The sequence below is a fragment of the Billgrantia pellis genome (assembly GCF_008297955.1).
In the GTDB taxonomy this organism is placed as follows: domain Bacteria; phylum Pseudomonadota; class Gammaproteobacteria; order Pseudomonadales; family Halomonadaceae; genus Halomonas; species Halomonas pellis.
In genome coordinates, this window is record NZ_VTPY01000008.1 from 60,950 (window position 1) to 79,270 (window position 18,321).

The window sequence follows — 18,321 nt, forward strand, 5'->3', positions numbered from 1 at the left end:
CTTTAAATGAAATTAGCTGTGTTCTGGCATTCTGGCCGGGTTCTTGAACTGTACTGAGTGAGGCGATCAATGGCGATCGCCGACACATATTCGACAACGACGTCTCTGCGCCTCCCGATTCGATACCAGATCGATAGGGGCCGCGCCGAGGCGTCGTTGCGTTTTAACTCAGTCACTCAAGCATCGAGAGGAGCTGCCAGCCATGCGCCAGCGACATCCCGCAACGGCATCCAGCGAACACCTGGTCATCGTCGGCAACGGCATGGCCGGCCATCGCCTGGTCGAAGCGCTCCTCGCCCGGCCGGAGCGGCCCGCCCGTATCACCGTGATCGGCGCCGAAACGGCGCCGGCCTACAACCGCATCCTGCTCTCGCCGCTACTCGCCGGCGAGATGGAGCGCGAGGCACTCACCCTGCGCGACGCCGAGTGGTACGCCAAACAGGGCATCGAGCTGGTGCTGGGCGAGCGGGTGGAGACGATCGAGCGCAGCGCACGGCGCCTGACCACCGATGCCGGCCGCGAACTCGACTACGACCGCCTGGTGCTGGTCACCGGCTCCCATCCGGCCCGCCCGCCGGTACTGGGGCTCGAGCTGCCGGGCGTTCACGTCTTCCGCGACCTGCACGACGCCGACGCCCTGGCGCGCGCCGCCGAACAAGGCAGCAATGCCGTGGTGATTGGCGGCGGCCTGCTCGGCCTGGAAGCGGCCGAAGGGCTGCGCAAACGTGGCATGCAGGTGAGCCTGCTGCAGCGCGACGACCGCCTGATGAACCGCCAGCTCGACCTCACCGCCGCCCGCCTGCTCGAGAACGAGCTGCGCGGCCGCGGCCTCGACATCCATACCGATGCCCAGCTCGAGCGGCTGGAAGCCGACGCAAACGGCCTGGTGTGCGCCGCGCATTTGGCCGGTGGTACCCGGCTCGCCGCCGACTGCGTCGTCGTCGCCATCGGAATCGTGCCCCACACGGCGCTTGCCCGCACTGCCGGGCTCGAGGTCAACCGCGGTGTGGTCGTCGACGAGTGGCTGACCACCTCCGACCCGGCGATCCACGCCCTGGGCGAGTGCTGCGAGCACCGCGGTAACCTCTATGGCCTGGTCGAGCCGATCTGGCGCCAGGTCGAGGTGGTGGCCGAGCGGCTCTGCCGCCCCAATGCCGAAGGTGTACCGGGCTACGTTGAGAAACCGACCGCCACCAAGCTCAAGGTCAGCGGCGTCTCGCTCTACGCCTTCGGCCCCACCGAAGCCGAACCCGGCGGCCATGAAGTGCTCAGCTACCGCGATCCCCAGCAGGGCGACTACCGCCGCCTGCTGCTGCGCGATGGCCGCCTGGAGGGCGCCGTGCTCTACGGCGACACCGCCTCCGGCCCCTGGTACTTCGAGCAGGCCCTGGCGGGCCGCGATCTCACCGCCTGCCGCCCAGCCCTGCTGCTAGGCGCCGCCGATGCCCAACTCCTGCTCGACGACGCCCTGAACGAATCACCGCAACGCCCCGCGAAGGAGGCCGCATGAACACGCCCGCGAAACCGCAACTGATCGTTATCGGCAACGGCATGGTCGGCCACCACCTGGTCGAGCAGCTGGTCGAGCAGGGCGCCACGCAGCGCTACGCCATCACCGTTTTCGGCGAGGAGCGCCACCTGGCCTACGACCGCGTGCACCTCTCCGAGTACTTCAGCGGTCGCGACGCCGCCTCGCTGGCGCTCTCCACCAGCGAGTACTACGCCGAGCACGGCATCGAGCTGCGCCTGCACGAGGCGGTGACCGCCATCGACCGCGACAAGGGCGAGGTGATCACACCCCAAGGCCGCTACGCCTACGACCGCCTGGTGCTGGCCACCGGCTCCTACCCCTTCGTGCCGCCGATTCCCGGCAACGATCGCGAAGGCTGCCTGGTCTACCGCACCCTGGAGGACCTCGACGCCATTCGTGCCGCCGCCGAAACCGCCGCCACCGGCGTGGTAGTGGGCGGTGGCCTGCTCGGGCTGGAAGCCGCCAACGCCCTGCGCGGGCTCAACCTCGACACCGCCGTGGTGGAGTTCGCCCCGCGGCTGATGCCGATGCAGGTGGACAGCGAAGGCGGCGAGCTGCTGCGCGAGAAGATCGAGGCGCTGGGCGTGCAGGTGCTCACCGGCCGCGCCACCCAGGAGATCGTCGACGGCGAGGCCAGCCGCCACCGCATGGTGTTCCAGGACGACAAGGTGCTGGAAACCGACCTGATCGTCTTCTCCGCCGGCATTCGCCCCCGCGACGAGCTGGCCCGCGACTGCGGCCTGGAGATCGGCGAGCGCAGCGGTGTGGTGATCGACGACAACTGCTTGACCAGCGACCCGGCGATTCTCGCCGTTGGCGAGGTCGCACTGTGGAACAACAGCATCTTCGGCCTGGTCGCCCCCGGCTACCAGATGGCCAAGGTCGCGGCCTCAACGCTCCTCGAAGGTGGCGAAACCTTCCGCGGCGCCGACATGAGCACCAAGCTCAAGCTGATGGGCGTCGACGTGGGCGCCATCGGCGACGCCCACGGCGACCGCACCCCCGGCGCGCGGCAGTACCGCTTCCTCGACCCCATCAAGCAGCAGTACCGCAAGCTGGTGGTCTCCAGCGACGGCAAGCGCGTGGTGGGCGCCATGCTGGTGGGCGACAACAGCGTCTACGACACCCTGCTGCAGTACTACGCCAACCGCATCGACCTGCCCGAGGACCCGGCCGCGCTGATCCTGCCCGCCGGTGGCGAAGCCGCCCCCGCGCTGGGGCCGCACGCCCTGCCGGAAACCGCCACCATCTGCTCGTGCCACAACGTCACCAAGGGCGACGTGTGCGCCTCGATCGATGCCGGCGCCGTGGACCTCGGCGCGGTGAAAGGCGCGACCAAGGCCAGCACCGGCTGCGGCGGCTGTGCCGCGCTGCTCAAGAACCTGGTGGACCATGAGCTCGAGAGCCGCGGCGTGGAGATCGACAAGTCGATCTGCGAGCATTTCGCCCATACCCGCCAGGAGCTCTACGACATCGTGCGGGTGGAAGGCATCAAGACCTTCAGCGAGCTGGTGAATAAACACGGCCATGGCCTCGGCTGCGATATCTGCAAGCCGGCGGTGGCCTCGATACTCGCTTCCTGCTTCAACGAGCCGATCACCGACGCGGCCCACATCCCGCTGCAGGACACCAACGATACCTTCATGGCCAACATGCAAAAGAACGGCACCTACTCCGTCGTTCCCCGCGTGCCGGGCGGCGAGATCACTCCCGAAAAGCTGATGGTGCTGGGCCAGGTGGCGCAGAAGTACGCGCTCTACACCAAAGTGACCGGCGGCCAGCGCATCGACCTGTTCGGCGCCCGCCTGGAGGACCTGCCGGCGATCTGGGGCGAGCTGATCGAAGCCGGCTTCGAGACCGGCCACGCCTACGGTAAGTCGCTGCGTACGGTGAAATCCTGCGTGGGCAGCACTTGGTGCCGCTACGGCGTGCAGGACAGCGTGGGCATGGCGATCCAGCTGGAGCACCGCTACAAGGGCCTGCGCGCGCCGCACAAGATCAAGTTCGCCGTTTCCGGCTGCACCCGCGAGTGCGCCGAAGCCCAGAGCAAGGACATCGGCGTGATCGCCACCGAGAACGGATGGAACTTATATGTCTGCGGCAATGGCGGCATGCGCCCGCGCCACGCCGAACTCTTCGCCACCGACCTCAATGACGAGCAGCTCTACCGCATCATCGACCGCTTCCTGATGTTCTACATCCGCACCGCCGACCGCCTGCAGCGCACCTCGGTGTGGCGCGAGAACCTGGAAGGCGGCCTGGACTACCTCAAGCAGGTGATCCTCGAGGACAGCCTCGGCATCGGCGAAGAGCTCGACCGGCAGATGCAGGCCGTGATCGACACCTACGAGTGCGAATGGGCCAACGCCATCAGCGACCCGGAGAAGCTCAAGCGCTTCCGCAGCTTCGTCAACGACGCGCGCCCGGACCCGGACATTATCTACACGACCGAGCGCGGCCAACTCCGCCCAGCATGATGGAAATCGGCGAGCGAATCGCTCGCCGATTTCCCGACACCATTGCTAGGAATCATCTTATGACAATCGCCAATGCAGCAGCCAAGACCATGACCCAGACCTGGCAAACCCTCTGCACCCGCGCCGACCTGGTGCCCTACTCCGGTGTCGCCGCCTGGGTGGAAACGCCGGAAGGCCCGGCCCAAGTGGCGATCTTCTATATCCCAGCCGGCCCGAACACGTCGCAGCCAGCCGGCCAGGCGCAGGAACTCTACGCCCTGGACCACCACGACCCCTTCTCCAATGCCAATGTCATCGCCCGCGGCATCGTCGGGGATCTCAAGGGCCAGCCCGTCGTCGCCTCGCCGATCTACAAGCAACACTTCCGCCTGGAAGACGGTCAATGCCTGGAAGATGAAAGCGTAGCGCTGCGCACCTGGAAGGTGAGCTTCAAGGGCGATGAGGTATGGATTGAGGCGTGAGGTTGCGGCCTTAGAAACAAGAAGCCGCCGACGCTGGGGAAGCGTCGGCGGCTTTGGATAAGCCCGTTTTCATCTCAACCGCGGAAGGCAGCCTCGATCTCGGCGATGTCGATTTTCCGCATCGTCATCATGGCATCGAATGCTCTCTTGGCGGCGGCGCGGTCGGGGCTGGTAAAGGCCTTCGTCAGCGCGATCGGCGTAATCTGCCAAGAGATGCCCCACTTGTCCTTGCACCACCCGCATTGGCTTTCCTCGCCGCCATTGCCGACGATGGCATTCCAGTAGCGATCCGTCTCCTCCTGACCCTCGGTCGCCACCTGAAACGAGAACGCCTCGCTGTGCTTAAACATAGGCCCGCCGTTCAGCCCCAGGCACGCAACGCCCAACACGGTGAACTCGACCGTCAATACGCTCCCCTCCTTGCCCGATGGGTAATCCCCAGGCGCGCGGTGCACCGCCTCGAGCGATGAATCGGGGAAGGTCTCGCCATAAAATCGCGCGGCTTCCTCAGCGGCGCCATCGTACCAAAGGCAGATCGTATTCTTTGCCATGTGCTTCATGATCAGCTCCGTTTCGTGGGTCATTGCTGTGGGTGGCAACCTAACGTCGAACGGAGCTGGCCGAAATCGACAGTGGTGGTGGTGGCTAACGTCTCAATCCGACGCTGGAGTGGGGGAGCTCCAACGTCGGATTGAATGATTTGTTAGGCACTGGCCGAGCCTCCACGCAAGGCTTTAACGGCAGCCTCTGTGCAACCATGCAGCTCCGAAGCAAGCTGCTCACACTCGGCAGCGAAGGCTTGGAGTTCCCGAAGTTCTATCCTGCGATTGCCGCCACGCAACGAGACGATTGCTTCTCTATGTGTGAACCCGCCATCGGAATGCAGGATGCCGAGAACCAACGGGTTGTGAGCAATCAAGTTACGCGTGACGAGTAGTTCTTTCGCGCGGGACAATTTGGCAGCTAGTTGCTCAAAAGCATGGCCAGGATGTGCCTCAAGCAGCTCATGTATCAGATCGATCCGCTGCCCAAGCTTGAACGACCTCACTGACCTCTGAATCCGATCCTTCGGGATCTCTTGCAAGCAGGTGACTGTTAGATGCTCGATGGAGCCAAACGCCACGAAGCTCTGGCCGATCGCAGCTGCCCACTTGCCGTTGAGGTCTACTAGCTTGACCAAGATCTCTCCCCCGTGCCTAACAGTGATTGGACCGCACGTCCTGATATTGAATGAACATCCTGCGCGTTCACTAATATTATCTGACGCGCTTTCTTCTCCCAACTCATTGATTTTCCTTCAGCCTAAGTATAGCTCGGCCACCTATGCAGAATTCGCGCGCTTGTGCGTTTTGTCGGAACCAATAAAACTGTATGCATATCCAAATCATGTGGGAGCTGCTCTATGGATACGCGCAACAAGCCACCGAAGCTGATGGACCGGGTGAAGGCTACCATGCGAGTGAAGCGCTATAGTCCACGCACCGAGAAAACCTACTGCTACTGGATACGCTACTTCATTCGCTTCCATGGCGTGCGCCATCCTGCCATCATGGGAAGTTCCGAGTACGCGCCTTCCTGGAGTACCTTGCGGTGGAACGCCAAGTGGCAGCCGCCACGCAGAGCCACGCACTGAAGCTGGGTAAAGGATAACGAGTCATTCAGGCACGCTACCGCCAGGAGATGCCGATCCTCAGCCCCCTTCCCTGGCGGTCACAGGCCACCAACATGCCTTCATCGGGATGAGAACCCGCTTCGAAGCATGTGATTACTTGCAGCTAATTAAATGAACCATCGGCATGTGTCGCCGCATCTTGAGGAAAAGCGTCTTACGATGCGGGTCCGGATTGATATTGCCTCGCCTGATACCCAGCCCTATGTAACATCCTGCACTCCTCGGCATTTTGGATAGGTCGAACAACCCCAGAACCGGTTGCCGGCGCTTGCGCCCCGTTTTGAGGTGCGCAGCACCATTGCGCTTCCGCATTTCGGGCAGGTTCGGTCGGAGCTGGATTCGAAGCGGGCCTTGAGCTGTTTGACGTGCTGGCGGTGTGTTTCACGGCTTGGCGCCAATCGGCCGGTTTCGATTCTTTCCAACGCTTCCTGTACCTGAAAATCGTTCAATACAAGCTCGCGGAACGACTTGATGTACCTCACATAGCCGCCACCGATAGTGACGTTGTCCGGCATGTTGGTCTTGAAGACGGCGCCACCCGAGAAGACCAACACCGAATGAATGGCTTCCAAGGGCACGTCGAGCAGGGCTTCCAGCGCTTTCACATGCTTGAAGTTCTGGCGCAGCGGGTTCTGGAACTTGAAGCTCTTGCGGTAGATCTTCTGGGTCCACTGCGCCTGCTTCTCGCTGCCGAAGATTCAGCTCGTCATGTGCTTGGTTTCGATGACGAAAATGCCGTAGCGGGAGACAAGGACGTGGTCGATCTGGGTGGTACCGTCGGGCGTGGCAAGCGTGACGTTGTGGATGCCTCGGTACTCATCCGCCGGAAGCCGCACCTTGGCGATCCGCTTGACGAAGGCTTCACCGAACAGGCCCTTGAACCAGCGAGACTTGAGGATGCCGAGCGCCAGCGCGACCAGGAGGAGCCACCACAGCGGGCGTACGCAGCAAAGAGGATCGAAGTGTAATCCAAGGCATATCTCGCTCTGATTCGGCCGGAGAGTTTATCTCAGCCCGCGTGGCTCAAAAACTAACGCCTTCTTCCGTGTAATTCTAAGTAACGAATCAGAAATTTGACCTTGGTCGCACAACATGGGAAAAGACTTACGCTATGTAAGCCATTTCTCACATGCGCTGCTTTTCAGCATGTAGCAACAGAAAGCGCAGCGGCGCGGGCCTGGCATTAATCGTCTTATGCCAAGCTAGAGGCGGAATGAAGGTGAACGCAGCGCCGTCGCTGCGTGCTGTTGCTATCCCCCGGGTTTCTAACCACGAACCGCCGCTTCGATCAAGGTACGCCATGCTAGACTGGCAAGGAGGCCAACGGCCCCGGCTGCCACTTCCGTCCGCTGTGCGGACGTTCGATGGGGCAGACTGAAGCGCCCTACGAAAGGCAAGGAGGCTATATGTCGACATCTTCAGATAATGGCGATCGCTTGACGGATTTAAAAAAATTCGGAACTGACCCCGGGTCATTGCATGCGGACACCTATATCCCCAAGAACTTCCAAAAGAACGGACCGCTCATTGTCGTGCTACACGGCAGCACCCAGTCAGCGGAAAGCTATGATCTCGGATCAGGCTGGTCCGATCTGGCCGACGAATGCGGGATAGCACTACTGTATCCGGAGCAAAGGAAAATCAACAACCCCCTTAGCAGCTTCAACTGGTTCAAGTCTGGTGATACCCGCCGTGGCGGCGGCGAACCACTCTCTATTCGACATATGATAGAGCAAGTCGTTGATGATCATGCCATCGACCCGGCGCGCGTCTTCATCACGGGAATGTCTTCGGGTGGCGCCATGACATCTGTGATGTTGGCGACCTATCCGGAGGTGTTCGCGGGAGGCGCGATCATCGCCGGACTACCCTACCGCAGCGCGGACTCTCTGATGCAAGCGATGGTTCGCATGAAGGGTTTTGGCGGCCCGTCGGATAGCGAGCTCGACGCGCTAGTACGCGGCGCCTCGACATTCGACGGCCCATGGCCAACGATCTCGGTCTGGCATGGCGGCAGCGATTCGACCGTCGACAATGCCAACGCCGATTCTATCGTCCGGCAGTGGCAGAAGATCCATAAGGTCGAAGGACCACCGACACGGGTGGAGAAGGTCGACGGTTTTCCCCGACAGGTATGGTGCAACGCGGACGGGCGGGAGGTGATCGAGGAATACATCATCGGAGGAATGGGCCACGGCACGCCGATCATGGCCGGGGGAGACGAGGGCCTCGGGGAGGAGGGCAAGTATATGTTGGAAGTCGGAATTTCCTCGACCCGCCACATAGCGCATTTCTGGGGCCTTACGTAGTAGGGGAACTGTGGCCGGACTTAAACAGGACTTATCTCCGGCCAGATTCGTCTCTAGTGGCATGCGCCCATGACGACATCCATTCGACATCGGCAACCTGGAGCCCTTTCGTGTCTCGTGCTATCGGAATTCCCGCTGTCGAAGGAAACATCGGCGCCCATATTGTCACGCCCCGAAGGTATGCATGGCGGCCGACTACCTCGAACGCGATACGCCGCGGCCGGCTTTCATTCGGCCCGGCTGGTGGAGACCGACGATCCGAACAGTCCTGTGCATGTGATTGGCACTTTGACCGGCCGATTTTAATGAAAACCTCCCAGGAGATTAAAACTCGCCAATTAAATCTCTGCCTAACTTTTGTCAGAAAAAAAGACTCAAGGACATTTTGCAGCCAGTCACCCGGAACCGCGGCAGCATTAAGTGCAGCATCTCTGCGAAACTCAGGTTCTTACGGCATGATTTCCCTTGAGGCTTAACGTTAGCCGCGCGCGCCGCCATAAGCATTGTCCGGATTTGTAAGCCAATGCTTATGGCGGTCGTGGTGATGACCTTTGTTCGGCTTTCTACAAGTGTTTATAGTATTCAGGTCCGCTATCCCAGCGATCATGCCTACCATCCACGTAAACTACTGGTATTTTTTCCAGCTCACTTTCTGAAATGCCCTCTAGACAACCTATGTTAACCCCATACATCTTACCTATGGGCGTGTCGCTGCCGACACCAAAGACCCTCACACCACAATGCTTACAGAAAAAATGGTGATTTTTCTTGGAACCAAAAGAATATTTTATCAACTCACTTTCACCTGTAACTTGTCGAAACCCTTCTGGTTTTGCTACGGAAGGCCAAAATCTAGTACGTCGACAAATGGAGCAATTGCATCGGAAGCTTGGCTGCTCAATATCTAGTTCTGCTTCTATTACAACCTCGCCACAATGACAACTCGCCCTATAGGTTTTTAGCATATAAGACTCCTAATGGCTTGACTATGAGGAAAACGTCCGAAGGGACACTACCTGAGCGCTCAGGCGCGATCAACAATACTATACTGTGCGCTGTCCGCTTCCCAACCCTGTAAAAATAACAGAATATTAAAGTCCCTGACGCATCCCACCCTCTCGACACCCGGAGTCCGCTCATGTCTCGCGCTATCGAAATCGCTGCCGCCGACGGCACCATCGATGCCTATATCGTCACGCCCGGAAGCGCCGAAGGCCCCTTGCCCGGCGTGGTGCTGTTCACCGATATCGGAGGCTTGCGCCCCTGCTACCACGAGAAGGCCCAGCAGATCGCCGACAACGGTTATGCCGTGTTGATGCCTAACATCTATTACCGCGATGCGAGCGGCCACGTCGTGCCGGAAGGCAAGTCTTTCCGCGATCCGGACGTACGACCAACCCTGATCGAGTATGCCGGCCGACTCACGCCCGAAGCGCAATCCCGCGACTTTGCCGCCTTACTGGGCTGCCTCGATAACGAAGCGGAGTTCGCCGACGGCAAGATCGGCGTGGTCGGTTACTGCATGACCGGCGCCTTCGCGCTGCGCATGGCGGCCGATTACCCTGAACGCGTTGCAGCCGCGGCCGGCTTTCACTCGGCCAGGCTGGCGGAGGCCGACGACCCGAACAGCCCCGTGACGGTGGTCGGCACCATCGAGGGGCGCGTCTATCTCGGCCACGCCGACCAGGATGCGTTGCTGCCCCCCGAGCAGATCGCACGCATGGATGAGGCGCTGGCCGCCGCCGGCGTGCATTTCACCACGGAACTCTACAGGGGCGCCGCCCACGGCTTCACGGCCAAGGATGCTTCCTCCTACGACGCGGTCGCCGATGCCCTGCATCACAAGCGACTCGCCTTGCTCCTGGAGGAAACGCTATAGCGGAAGCGCCTCGCTTCATCGTGACCCTGCTGATGAGGCCGCGATGGCGGGAACCAGCATCCTGATCGCCAGGTCGTTCAGGCGGTCGGCGATCGCCACCGGGGCCCGGCTGTCCTCGGCTCGCAGCCAGAGGTAGCTGTAGAAGTACATGCCGAGCACGCCCTTGAGGACGATAGGATCGTACGGGCGAAAGACACCGGCTTCGGCGCCTTCCTGCATCGTGTCTCGCCATGCCGCCTCGTATCGGCGATGCAGCTCGAGGACCTCGGTGCGCCAGGGCTCGGACAACGAATGCAACTCACGGAAGCACACCGTCAGTTCGGCCTGGTGCGAGGCGATCTTCTCGATCAGTTCACGCCCGAGCATACGGAGGCGGGCGGCGGGTTCCGCCTCGTCCTGCAGGGTACGTTCGGCGGCCTCGACCAGATCGGCGATGTACTCCCGCGCGATGTCATGGAGCAGGTCTTCCTTGCTCTTGATGTAGTGATACAGGGTGCCGCGTCCCAGCCCGGTCGCCTCGCCGAGTTCGGCCATGCCGATGGCGTGATAGCCGCGCTCGGCGAACAGCCTCGCCGCCACCTTGAGAATGGCGTCACGCCGACCGGCACCTGGCCGACCACTGCCACGCGTCATGCCTTCGTTTCCCCCTCTGGCGTTTGGCTGCCCTCCACTGCGTGTCGGGAGGCCCAGGCGAAGCCGAGCAGACCCACGATCGGGCCGGGAACCAGCAGCCAGGCGGCGCTCAGCCCCACGTGCTCGAACAATGCCGTGGTGGCTGCGATGGAGACGACGGTAATGGCAAAGCCAATGGAGTTCTGAATGGCCAGCGCGGCACCGACCAGCTCGCGTGGGCAAGCCTGCGCCGACAGGGCGGAAAACTGCGGTGAATCGGCGACCACGGTGGCGCCCCATACCAGCAGGAGCAGGCCCAGCGCCATTCCCGGCAGTGCCTGCCAGAACAGCGCGAACGCCACGGCGCAGATGCCCGAGGCGGCCAAGGCGGTCAGCGCCACCTTGGCACTGCCGTAACGCCGCGACAGCCCCCCGCCGATCACGCAGCCCAGCGCCCCGACGCCGATGATGCCGAATGCCATGCCGGAAACGCCGAGCGCGCTGTACTGGTTGGCCAGCACCGTCTGCGACACCAGCAGCGGCACTACCGTCCAGAAGGCGTACAGCTCCCACATGTGGCCGAAGTAGCCCAGCGCGGCCGCGCGAAAGCGAGGGATGCGGAACGCGTCAAGCACCGTGGCCCGCCGCCCTGCCGGAGAGGGGGAAGACGCCTGACGCTGGCGGGCATCCGGCAGGTATGGCCCATCCCCCAGCCAATGGATCAACGCCGCGCCGAGCAGGGCGAGTCCGGAGGAGGCAAGGATGACCGTCTGCCAGGGCAGATCGGCTCCCACCTCCCGCAGCCCATGGGGCAACGCCGTGCCCAGCGTCAGCATGGCGACCAGCTGGGCCAGCGCCTGACCGGTACGTTCCGGGGCCCAGCTGACGATCAGCTTCATGCCCACCGGATAGATACCCGCCAGCGACAAGCCAACCAGGAAACGAAACACCAGGGCGCTGGCCAGCCCCTCCGACAACAGGGCGAAACAGGCGTTGAACAGGGCGCCGGCCAACGCACAGCAGACGAAGATCCGGCTGGCGCGATAGCGATCCGCCAGGCCGCCGAGCGCCATCGTCAACGTGCCGAAGATGAAGCCCACCTGTACCGCGCTGGTCAGCCAGCCGATATCCGCGGCGCTGACGTGCCAGGTACGCATCAGGTCGTCCGCCGCGCTGTTGGCACTGAACCAGAGCGAGGTGCCGAGCAGCTGGGCCATGGCGATCGTTGCCACGGACCACGTATCGCTTCGGGGGAATCTCTCGTCGCTGCCGGACGTCATGGTGTTTCTCCGGTTCATCGGATCAGGCGCTGGACCGCCCAGCCCGGGTGAGCAGCCGGTGCGATCCGACACTCTGAACTCCGTGCCCGAATCGATCGACCGATCGGTACAGTATCGACCAGAAGAATTGGGCGTCAATACAGCCAATCGCGAACCTTCTGCACTCGGCAGGCCTGCGTTGGGTCGATACCGGCTAGGGGTCACCCGAGCACACCAATGGCGTGCCACCGAGCAGGCGACGACAGGGTCGTGTATGGTGCCAGCGTAAACCGTAAGCGGGCCGGTCGCGACGCCGGAGGATCGGCATCTCGATGACAGAAAGACCTATCACGGAGCGCGACTGGAAACCCTGCGGAACGGGGGGCGACGGCCATTACCATCAAGACGGATGCTTACCATGCGCGACTGGCTGGAACGACAGCAATCCTGGATCTATTGGCTTTGTATTCTGGCGGGCCTGGCCATGGGGCTGAGCCAGCCAGACATGACAGCTCGGCTGGAGGCCTTCCTTTGGCCGCTGCTTGGAGGCTTGCTATATGCCACCTTTACTCAGGTCCCGCTGACGCGAATTGGCAGGGGAATGAAGGATTGGCGCTTCATGACGGCCCTGTTGCTCGGCAACTTCGTCATCATTCCCCTAGCCCTGGGTGGGCTGACGGCTCTCCTTCCCCTATCGCTCGCCGTGCAGGCTGGCGTGCTGCTGGTGCTGCTCGCCCCCTGTACGGACTGGTTCATCAGCTTCACGTATCTCGGAAAGGGAGACGCAAGCAAGGCCATTGCCGCCACACCAATGCTCTTGCTCGTGCAGTTGCTGGCTCTTCCCGTCTATTTCTGGCTTTTCCTTGGCGTGGAAGGGTTGCAGGCGGCGGTCAGCATCCACTTGCTCGGCGCCTTTGGCGGATTGATTCTTACCCCACTCGCCCTGGCCTGGATGACGGAACGATTGGCTGAGCGAAGCCACCATGCCCAGCGCCTGGTTCAGGGCTTGGGCATGCTGCCCGTGCCGCTCCTGGCGCTGGTGGTCTTTGTCATCGCGGCATCGCAAGTGACGACCGTCGTCGGCCTCGCCGGCGTGCTGATGCAGGTACTGCTTATTTTCGTCGCCTACCTGGTCTTCGCCGCTTTCCTCGGCAAGACCCTCGGCAGGGTATTCCGGCTGCCCACGCCAGCGGCCAGGACCCTGACCTTCAGCTTCGGCACGCGGAACTCCTTCGTGATGTTGCCTATCGCCCTGGCACTGCCCGAGGCCTGGCAAGCTGCCGTAGTGATCATCGTCTTCCAGTCCCTGGTAGAGCTATTCGGCATGGTAGCTTACCTGAGGTGGGTGCCGAGTAAATGGATCCCTGAGCCCGCCTCCCCATAGCCACACGACTCGCCGGACTCTCTCCCAGGCTGCGGTCTGTGCGACATGATTGACGTAGGTTGCCGGCATCCATTTCGCCTCAATCGCGAGAGTAAGCCACGCCCCTCCAGTCAGCGCTTACTTACTCGGCATGCGCTGTAAGAATGCCCGGTGGCGAAAGATACGGCCGCGCTGGAGAATGCCGAGCGTCACGATGACGCCACCAAGCAGCGCCAAGCCAAAGATCCCCAGCGCAGCGGTATGGCCGACAGCATCGATCAAAATTCCTGTCGTGATGACCGGAAGGCTGAAGCCGAGGTAAGCCATCAGGAAGTAGCCGGCGCTCGCCCGCGCGGGATGCTCCCCCGCCAGGTCGAGTACGCCACTCAACCCGCCCAGGTAGAGGAAACCGTAGCAGGCGCTACTGGCCGCGACGGTACCCAGCAATACGGCCACCAAGTCTCCCTGCAGGGCGCCCCGGGCGATCAGTGCGTACGCCAAGGGCAAAATGATCAGGCCCACCTGAGTGGCCGTCTGCGGAGCCAGCTTCCTTGCCCATGGCTGGAAGAGCACGCCACAGCTGCAGACGCCGAACGTTGCGAAGCCGGCCCAGCCCGACAGGCCTTGCTGGGCCAGGGTGGAAGGCAGAATCGCGATGACCAGCCCTACGGTTGCCCAGGCCAGCAGAATGGCGAGCCCATAGCCGAGGGTGCCGGGAGGATAGGTCGGTAAGCGCAGCATCTCGGCCTCAGCCCGCCGTGGGGAATCGTCCCTGAGAGTCAGCACCAGCAGAAGGGCCAACGCAGCGGCTCCCAGATAGAGCCACAGGCTAGGTGGCGTCAGGCTCGGCGTGTGAAGCACGAACCAACTGGTGACGGCTGCGCCGAACCCGAATCCCAGCGCCGTACTGGCCGTCACCCAGTTGGCCGGAGCCCGGCTATCCCCTGTCTCGAACAGCACGGCCATGTAGGCGGGCGCCACGGCGGAGGTCAGCGCCGTGCCGATGCCCATCATGAAGCGCGCGATACCCAGGGTAACCAACCCAGGCATAGCGAGTGTCAACGCCGTCGCAGCCAGGCACAGCATCAGCGCAGTGACGATCAACGGTTTGCGCCCTACCCGCTCGGCAAGCCCATTGAAGCCCAGCAGCACCGGCAGGATGCCAACCACATAGCAGGCAAAGGCCACGGTCGTGGCCCCCACGCCGGCGCCGCTACGCGCTGCCAAGGCATCGTAAAGGGGCGCTTGCAGGTTGACGGCCGTGGTAATGACGCAGAGGGCGAAGGCGAGTCGAATGGGTTGGGATCGGCGCATGGTCAGGGCTCATGATGCATGTGGAAAAGAACGCGGGCTTCAGGTCGGCCGCGTGAAGGACAATTGCATCTTCGTGCCCCGCATGGAAAGGTACGATTTCGCTGCTTTTCGCGAAGCTGTTCCAGGATTTTCTTGTACGGTTGCCGTGGGGCGTATCAACGATGAAGTTGGAATTGGACAAACATTCGAACAAGCCCCTGGTAGAACAGCTGGTCGAAAGCCTGATGGGATGGATCGAGCGTAATGGCGGCGGTGGCGGGAGCCGCTTACCTTCGATAAGACACTTGGCCGCGGAGCATGGCATCAGCCGGAATGTCGTCATCGAAGCCTATGAACGGCTAGTGGCACATGGGCTGGTACGTTCAAGACCGGGATCGGGGTTTTATGTCGCCAATACGGCGCCGACGGCCCTTGCCAAGGTGAAGCTGGCACCGGGTCAGTGGGACGATATCACGAACGATATGTGGCGCCTCTTCCAGGCTGACGAAGATCACCTGAAACTCGGCTGCGGCTGGTTACCCAACCCCTGGCGTGAAGGCGATGACCTGACCTATGCCATTCGCCAAGCGGTGCGACAGGGCCGCTCGGGCATCTTCGACTACAGTACGCCACTGGGACCATCGGATCTGCGCGGCTTGATCCAGGAGCGCGTGCGGCTATTGGGCATCGAGGCCTATGCCACTCAAATACTGATGACAAGCGGCGGTAGCCACTCGCTGGATCTTCTGGTGCGTTTTCTACTCGAACCCGGGGATGTGGTATTCGTCGAATCGCCAGGGTATTACAATCTCATCGGCTTATTGCGCTTGCAGCGTATTCATGTCATCGGCGTGCCGCGCCTGGCCAACGGCCCCGATATCGACCGCATGGAAGCATTGCTGGCCCAGCACAAGCCGAAGCTGTTTTTCATCAATAGCGTATTCCATAACCCCACAGGTGCTATTCTGGCGCCTGCCATCGCTCATCGTATCCTGCAACTGGCCGAGGCCCATGATTTTCAGGTCGTTGAGGATGACATATACGCCGATTTCCAGCAGGAACCCAGCATCCGCCTAGCCGCCTTGGATGGCCTGGATCGTGTCATTTACCTGGGCAGTTTTTCCAAAAGCCTGTCCTCGTCGTTGCGTGTCGGCTTCCTCATTGCCAAGCAGTCTCTGCTCAAGCCTCTTGTCGATATCAAGATGCTAACCAGCATTTCTTCCTCCCGCTTCGCCGAACAAGTCGTGACCACCATGCTCCAGAACGGCAGCTACAGAAAGTTGACGGAACGCCTCAGGATCAAGCTCTCGGAGCAAATGGCCGCGGCCATTACCATGTTGAAGCGCGCCGGCTGGGAGGTCTTCGTCGAGCCGGCAGGCGGTATGTTCGTCTGGGCACGCCACCCATCAGCCGACTCCTCGGCCCAACTCGTCGACCAAGCCCGCCGGATGGGCGTTACGCTGTCGCCAGGACACCTGTTCCTGCCGGAAGGAGGCGACACTCCCTGGGTCCGGCTCAATGTGGCTTATATGAGTGACCCAAGAGCTAGTTCTTTCATCTGCGAGCCTGGCGGAACACTGGCTCACGGCACCCTGTAGCACAGCTCCGCGAAGCCCGTGCCCACCTGGCGGACGGAGACCAGCTCCAGCGGCGGGTTGGTGATACGGCGTGGAAACAACGGCTTGCCGCTGCCCAGGGTGACCGAGCCCACCTGCACGAGGATTTCGTCCAGCAGGCCGGCATCATGGAACTGGCCCGCCAGATCGCCACCGCCCACGACCCAGAGGTTCTTCCCGCCTGCCGCTTGCGCCATCTCGGCATGAACGGGCGCGACGCTGCCCTGCACGAAGCGAAGATCCGCACCTTCGAGGCTCGGTAGCTTGCGGTTCGAGAAGACCCAGGTCGGCTGCGTATAGGGCCATGACGAACCGGTTGCCTCGGCGACTTTCTCCGAGTGCTTGAGCAGCCACTCATAAGTGGTGGAGCCCATGACCAGCGCCCCGACCCCTGCAAAGAAGGCGGAATAGCTCGTATCGTTGATGTCTCCCAGCGGGAAGAGCCAGTCCAGGGAGTCGTCTTCGGTGGCAATGAACCCATCGAGACTCGTGGCTGCGTAGTATTGAGTTTTCATTTCCTGTGCCCCTCCAGTCAGCGCTTACTCACTCGAAAAGCCAGCCATCAGCGGTCATGCATGCCTTTTCCATCAAGAATGCGCGCTATGCACTTCTCGATTCTGGAGGCTCGGGTGCTGGACTGCTTGGCACCGGAAAAATGCAATATATAGCCTCTCTTCCGTCCAGGTGTGAGTGCTTCGAATGCGGCCTTCAAGGCGACATTTCCCGCTAGCGCCACCTGAAGTTCTTCGGGATACTCCAGCTCATGCTTCTCGGAGAAATCCACCTTTGCGCCGGCTTTCTCTAGCTCGATAGCGTCCTGGATATACGCTCTAATCGTGTTTTCCTGCTCATGGATGTCTCGAGCCTGTGTAAAACGAATCTGGCGCATCGCCTGCGAGTGCTCACCCGGTGCCACGAGAATGCCTTTGGGGTCCTCCAACAGACTACCTTTGAAGAAGCCGAGCGCGCAGTACGCTTTCATTCCGAAGATTACCGCGACATTGTTATTCTGGAACAAATAGCAGAGCTTTCCCCATTTGACTTCTTCATCGAGTCGACAATCGAGAAGTAACGCTCGCAAGTTCTTCCTTTCTTCCTGCCACTCGGGCTTGTTCAAGAGCGCATCCACCTTGGGGCTTATACGTTTCATTGTGAGTACCCTTGTTGGCCGGTTGAAATGATGCACCCACCAGTCAGTGCTTACTTACTCGCATATCCCGCTAGACGAACCATTCCAGGTGGTTATGCCGGTGACCATGGCTCGCCCCTTTTCAACGTGATGTTTCGTTCTCGAGCGAACGTACCACCCGACAGGGATTGCCGGCAGCGAATACGCCTGCGGGTATATCCCTGGTCACCACGCTGCCGGCGCCGATGACCGAGCGGGCGCCGATGGTGACGCCGGGGCAGAGGATCGCCCCGCCACCGATCCAGACATCATCGTTAATGGTGATGGGTTTGGCGGCTTCCAAGCCGCTGCGGCGCTGCTCGGCGTCGAGCGGATGGGTGGCGGTATAGATCTGCACGCCAGGGCCGAACATCACGTGGTTGCCGATAGTGACGGCGGCCACATCGAGAATCACGCAGCTGAAGTTGAAGAAGACTCGATCACCCAGCGTGATATTGCCACCATAGTCGCAATAGAAAGGGGGCTCGATGAAGGTGCCCTTGCCCATGGCGCCGAACAGTTCGAGCAACAGCCGCTTGCGCTCCTTCCCCTGGTCGTCGCTGGAGTCGTTGAACGCCTTGGCCAGCAGGCGAGCGCGATGCCGCTCTTCGGCCAACTGCGGGTCGAGCGGGTTATAGAGCTCTCCGCTCAGCATCTTCTCTTTTTCCGTGCGCATCGTTC

The 18,321-nt window shown here is 61.5% G+C and carries 18 protein-coding genes and 1 pseudogene; 8 read left to right on the top strand and 11 right to left on the bottom strand.

Annotation, left to right across the window (positions count from 1 at the left end; genetic code table 11):
- Window positions 1-202: 202 nt before the first annotated feature.
- From F0A17_RS18925 to nirD, 3 genes are read left to right on the top strand one after another with little or no spacing between them, the layout of a single operon-like run.
- Entirely contained in the window at window positions 203-1,510 is a 1,308-nt protein-coding gene (locus F0A17_RS18925) for an NAD(P)/FAD-dependent oxidoreductase (RefSeq protein ID WP_149329928.1), read from the top strand.
- Window positions 1,507-4,008, top strand: coding sequence for a nitrite reductase large subunit NirB (gene nirB, locus F0A17_RS18930; protein ID WP_149329929.1), 2,502 nt, complete (start codon window positions 1,507-1,509; stop codon window positions 4,006-4,008). The genes F0A17_RS18925 and nirB overlap by 4 nt, the downstream gene beginning before the upstream one ends.
- A 59-nt stretch (window positions 4,009-4,067) precedes the next feature.
- Window positions 4,068-4,469, top strand: coding sequence for a nitrite reductase small subunit NirD (gene nirD / locus F0A17_RS18935; RefSeq protein ID WP_149329930.1), 402 nt, complete (start codon window positions 4,068-4,070; stop codon window positions 4,467-4,469).
- 74 nt (window positions 4,470-4,543) lie between these two features.
- On the opposite strand, the gene F0A17_RS18940 is transcribed toward nirD, so the two are convergent.
- Together F0A17_RS18940 and F0A17_RS18945 are read right to left on the bottom strand one after the other, a co-directional pair.
- Complete coding sequence (locus F0A17_RS18940) at window positions 4,544-5,029, bottom strand: VOC family protein (RefSeq protein WP_149329931.1); 486 nt, start codon at window positions 5,027-5,029, stop codon at window positions 4,544-4,546.
- 143 nt (window positions 5,030-5,172) lie between these two features.
- Window positions 5,173-5,649: a hypothetical protein gene (locus tag F0A17_RS18945; protein WP_149329932.1), complete on the bottom strand. Its 477-nt coding sequence runs from the start codon at window positions 5,647-5,649 to the stop codon at window positions 5,173-5,175.
- A gap of 222 nt (window positions 5,650-5,871) precedes the next feature.
- Here F0A17_RS18945 and F0A17_RS18950 point away from each other — a divergent pair, with 222 nt between their 5' ends.
- On the top strand, window positions 5,872-6,102 hold the full coding sequence (locus tag F0A17_RS18950; protein WP_223111577.1) for a phage integrase N-terminal SAM-like domain-containing protein: 231 nt from the start codon (window positions 5,872-5,874) through the stop codon (window positions 6,100-6,102).
- 239 nt (window positions 6,103-6,341) lie between these two features.
- Here the strand turns inward: F0A17_RS18950 and F0A17_RS20855 are convergent, their stop codons facing one another.
- Window positions 6,342-6,656 carry a topoisomerase DNA-binding C4 zinc finger domain-containing protein gene (locus tag F0A17_RS20855; protein WP_228716975.1) on the bottom strand — a complete coding sequence of 105 codons (315 nt, stop codon included), beginning with the start codon at window positions 6,654-6,656 and terminating at the stop codon, window positions 6,342-6,344.
- Between the two features lie 84 nt (window positions 6,657-6,740).
- Window positions 6,741-6,977: pseudogene (locus F0A17_RS20860) on the bottom strand (nuclease-related domain-containing protein); the annotation flags it as partial.
- A gap of 570 nt (window positions 6,978-7,547) precedes the next feature.
- Here F0A17_RS20860 and F0A17_RS18960 point away from each other — a divergent pair.
- A complete protein-coding gene (locus tag F0A17_RS18960; protein WP_149329933.1) occupies window positions 7,548-8,450 on the top strand; it encodes an extracellular catalytic domain type 1 short-chain-length polyhydroxyalkanoate depolymerase in 903 nt (300 codons plus the stop codon).
- Between the two features lie 563 nt (window positions 8,451-9,013).
- On the opposite strand, the gene F0A17_RS18965 is transcribed toward F0A17_RS18960, so the two are convergent.
- Window positions 9,014-9,415 (bottom strand): GFA family protein, encoded by a 402-nt coding sequence (locus F0A17_RS18965; protein WP_149329934.1) that lies wholly within the window; start codon window positions 9,413-9,415, stop codon window positions 9,014-9,016.
- 173 nt (window positions 9,416-9,588) lie between these two features.
- Between F0A17_RS18965 and F0A17_RS18970 the strand changes: the two genes are divergently transcribed.
- Window positions 9,589-10,329 carry a dienelactone hydrolase family protein gene (locus tag F0A17_RS18970; protein WP_149329935.1) on the top strand — a complete coding sequence of 247 codons (741 nt, stop codon included), beginning with the start codon at window positions 9,589-9,591 and terminating at the stop codon, window positions 10,327-10,329.
- A gap of 15 nt (window positions 10,330-10,344) precedes the next feature.
- On the opposite strand, the gene F0A17_RS18975 is transcribed toward F0A17_RS18970, so the two are convergent.
- Both F0A17_RS18975 and F0A17_RS18980 read right to left on the bottom strand, forming a co-directional pair.
- Window positions 10,345-10,962 (bottom strand): TetR/AcrR family transcriptional regulator, encoded by a 618-nt coding sequence (locus tag F0A17_RS18975; RefSeq protein WP_149329936.1) that lies wholly within the window; start codon window positions 10,960-10,962, stop codon window positions 10,345-10,347.
- Entirely contained in the window at window positions 10,959-12,221 is a 1,263-nt protein-coding gene (locus F0A17_RS18980) for an MFS transporter (protein WP_149329937.1), read from the bottom strand. Before F0A17_RS18980 ends, F0A17_RS18975 begins: the two co-directional genes overlap by 4 nt.
- 397 nt (window positions 12,222-12,618) lie before the next feature.
- On the opposite strand from F0A17_RS18980, the gene F0A17_RS18985 reads away from it, so the two are divergent.
- Window positions 12,619-13,584, top strand: coding sequence for an arsenic resistance protein (locus tag F0A17_RS18985; protein ID WP_149329938.1), 966 nt, complete (start codon window positions 12,619-12,621; stop codon window positions 13,582-13,584).
- Between the two features lie 117 nt (window positions 13,585-13,701).
- Here the strand turns inward: F0A17_RS18985 and F0A17_RS18990 are convergent, their stop codons facing one another.
- The gene (locus tag F0A17_RS18990) at window positions 13,702-14,877 is read right to left on the bottom strand and encodes an MFS transporter (RefSeq protein WP_149329939.1); all 1,176 of its coding nucleotides are present in this window, start codon (window positions 14,875-14,877) and stop codon (window positions 13,702-13,704) included.
- Window positions 14,878-15,038: 161 nt separating this feature from the next.
- On the opposite strand from F0A17_RS18990, the gene F0A17_RS18995 reads away from it, so the two are divergent.
- Window positions 15,039-16,454, top strand: coding sequence for an aminotransferase-like domain-containing protein (locus tag F0A17_RS18995; protein WP_149330068.1), 1,416 nt, complete (start codon window positions 15,039-15,041; stop codon window positions 16,452-16,454).
- Here F0A17_RS18995 and F0A17_RS19000 read toward each other — a convergent pair.
- From F0A17_RS19000 to F0A17_RS19010, 3 genes are all read right to left on the bottom strand, one after another.
- The gene (locus F0A17_RS19000; protein WP_149329940.1) at window positions 16,439-16,987 is read right to left on the bottom strand and encodes a dihydrofolate reductase family protein; all 549 of its coding nucleotides are present in this window, start codon (window positions 16,985-16,987) and stop codon (window positions 16,439-16,441) included. The two genes, F0A17_RS18995 and F0A17_RS19000, sit on opposite strands and share 16 nt — an antisense overlap.
- Before the next feature lie 47 nt (window positions 16,988-17,034).
- The gene (locus F0A17_RS19005; protein WP_149329941.1) at window positions 17,035-17,622 is read right to left on the bottom strand and encodes a YdeI/OmpD-associated family protein; all 588 of its coding nucleotides are present in this window, start codon (window positions 17,620-17,622) and stop codon (window positions 17,035-17,037) included.
- Window positions 17,623-17,743: 121 nt separating this feature from the next.
- Window positions 17,744-18,316 carry a sugar O-acetyltransferase gene (locus F0A17_RS19010; protein WP_149329942.1) on the bottom strand — a complete coding sequence of 191 codons (573 nt, stop codon included), beginning with the start codon at window positions 18,314-18,316 and terminating at the stop codon, window positions 17,744-17,746.
- Window positions 18,317-18,321: the final 5 nt, after the last annotated feature.

What these genes read in the sequence shown, in the direction of transcription:
- F0A17_RS18925 (WP_149329928.1), top strand. Translation starts at nt 203, where the DNA reads ATGCGCCAGCGACATCCCGCAACGGCATCCAGCGAACACCTGGTCATC.
- nirB (WP_149329929.1), top strand. Translation starts at nt 1,507, where the DNA reads ATGAACACGCCCGCGAAACCGCAACTGATCGTTATCGGCAACGGCATG.
- nirD (WP_149329930.1), top strand. Translation starts at nt 4,068, where the DNA reads ATGACAATCGCCAATGCAGCAGCCAAGACCATGACCCAGACCTGGCAA.
- F0A17_RS18940 (WP_149329931.1), bottom strand. Translation starts at nt 5,029, where the DNA reads ATGAAGCACATGGCAAAGAATACGATCTGCCTTTGGTACGATGGCGCC.
- F0A17_RS18950 (WP_223111577.1), top strand. Translation starts at nt 5,872, where the DNA reads ATGGATACGCGCAACAAGCCACCGAAGCTGATGGACCGGGTGAAGGCT.
- F0A17_RS20855 (WP_228716975.1), bottom strand. Translation starts at nt 6,656, where the DNA reads ATGCCGGACAACGTCACTATCGGTGGCGGCTATGTGAGGTACATCAAG.
- F0A17_RS18960 (WP_149329933.1), top strand. Translation starts at nt 7,548, where the DNA reads ATGTCGACATCTTCAGATAATGGCGATCGCTTGACGGATTTAAAAAAA.
- F0A17_RS18965 (WP_149329934.1), bottom strand. Translation starts at nt 9,415, where the DNA reads ATGCTAAAAACCTATAGGGCGAGTTGTCATTGTGGCGAGGTTGTAATA.
- F0A17_RS18970 (WP_149329935.1), top strand. Translation starts at nt 9,589, where the DNA reads ATGTCTCGCGCTATCGAAATCGCTGCCGCCGACGGCACCATCGATGCC.
- F0A17_RS18975 (WP_149329936.1), bottom strand. Translation starts at nt 10,962, where the DNA reads ATGACGCGTGGCAGTGGTCGGCCAGGTGCCGGTCGGCGTGACGCCATT.
- F0A17_RS18980 (WP_149329937.1), bottom strand. Translation starts at nt 12,221, where the DNA reads ATGACGTCCGGCAGCGACGAGAGATTCCCCCGAAGCGATACGTGGTCC.
- F0A17_RS18985 (WP_149329938.1), top strand. Translation starts at nt 12,619, where the DNA reads ATGCGCGACTGGCTGGAACGACAGCAATCCTGGATCTATTGGCTTTGT.
- F0A17_RS18990 (WP_149329939.1), bottom strand. Translation starts at nt 14,877, where the DNA reads ATGCGCCGATCCCAACCCATTCGACTCGCCTTCGCCCTCTGCGTCATT.
- F0A17_RS18995 (WP_149330068.1), top strand. Translation starts at nt 15,039, where the DNA reads ATGAAGTTGGAATTGGACAAACATTCGAACAAGCCCCTGGTAGAACAG.
- F0A17_RS19000 (WP_149329940.1), bottom strand. Translation starts at nt 16,987, where the DNA reads ATGAAAACTCAATACTACGCAGCCACGAGTCTCGATGGGTTCATTGCC.
- F0A17_RS19005 (WP_149329941.1), bottom strand. Translation starts at nt 17,622, where the DNA reads ATGAAACGTATAAGCCCCAAGGTGGATGCGCTCTTGAACAAGCCCGAG.
- F0A17_RS19010 (WP_149329942.1), bottom strand. Translation starts at nt 18,316, where the DNA reads ATGCGCACGGAAAAAGAGAAGATGCTGAGCGGAGAGCTCTATAACCCG.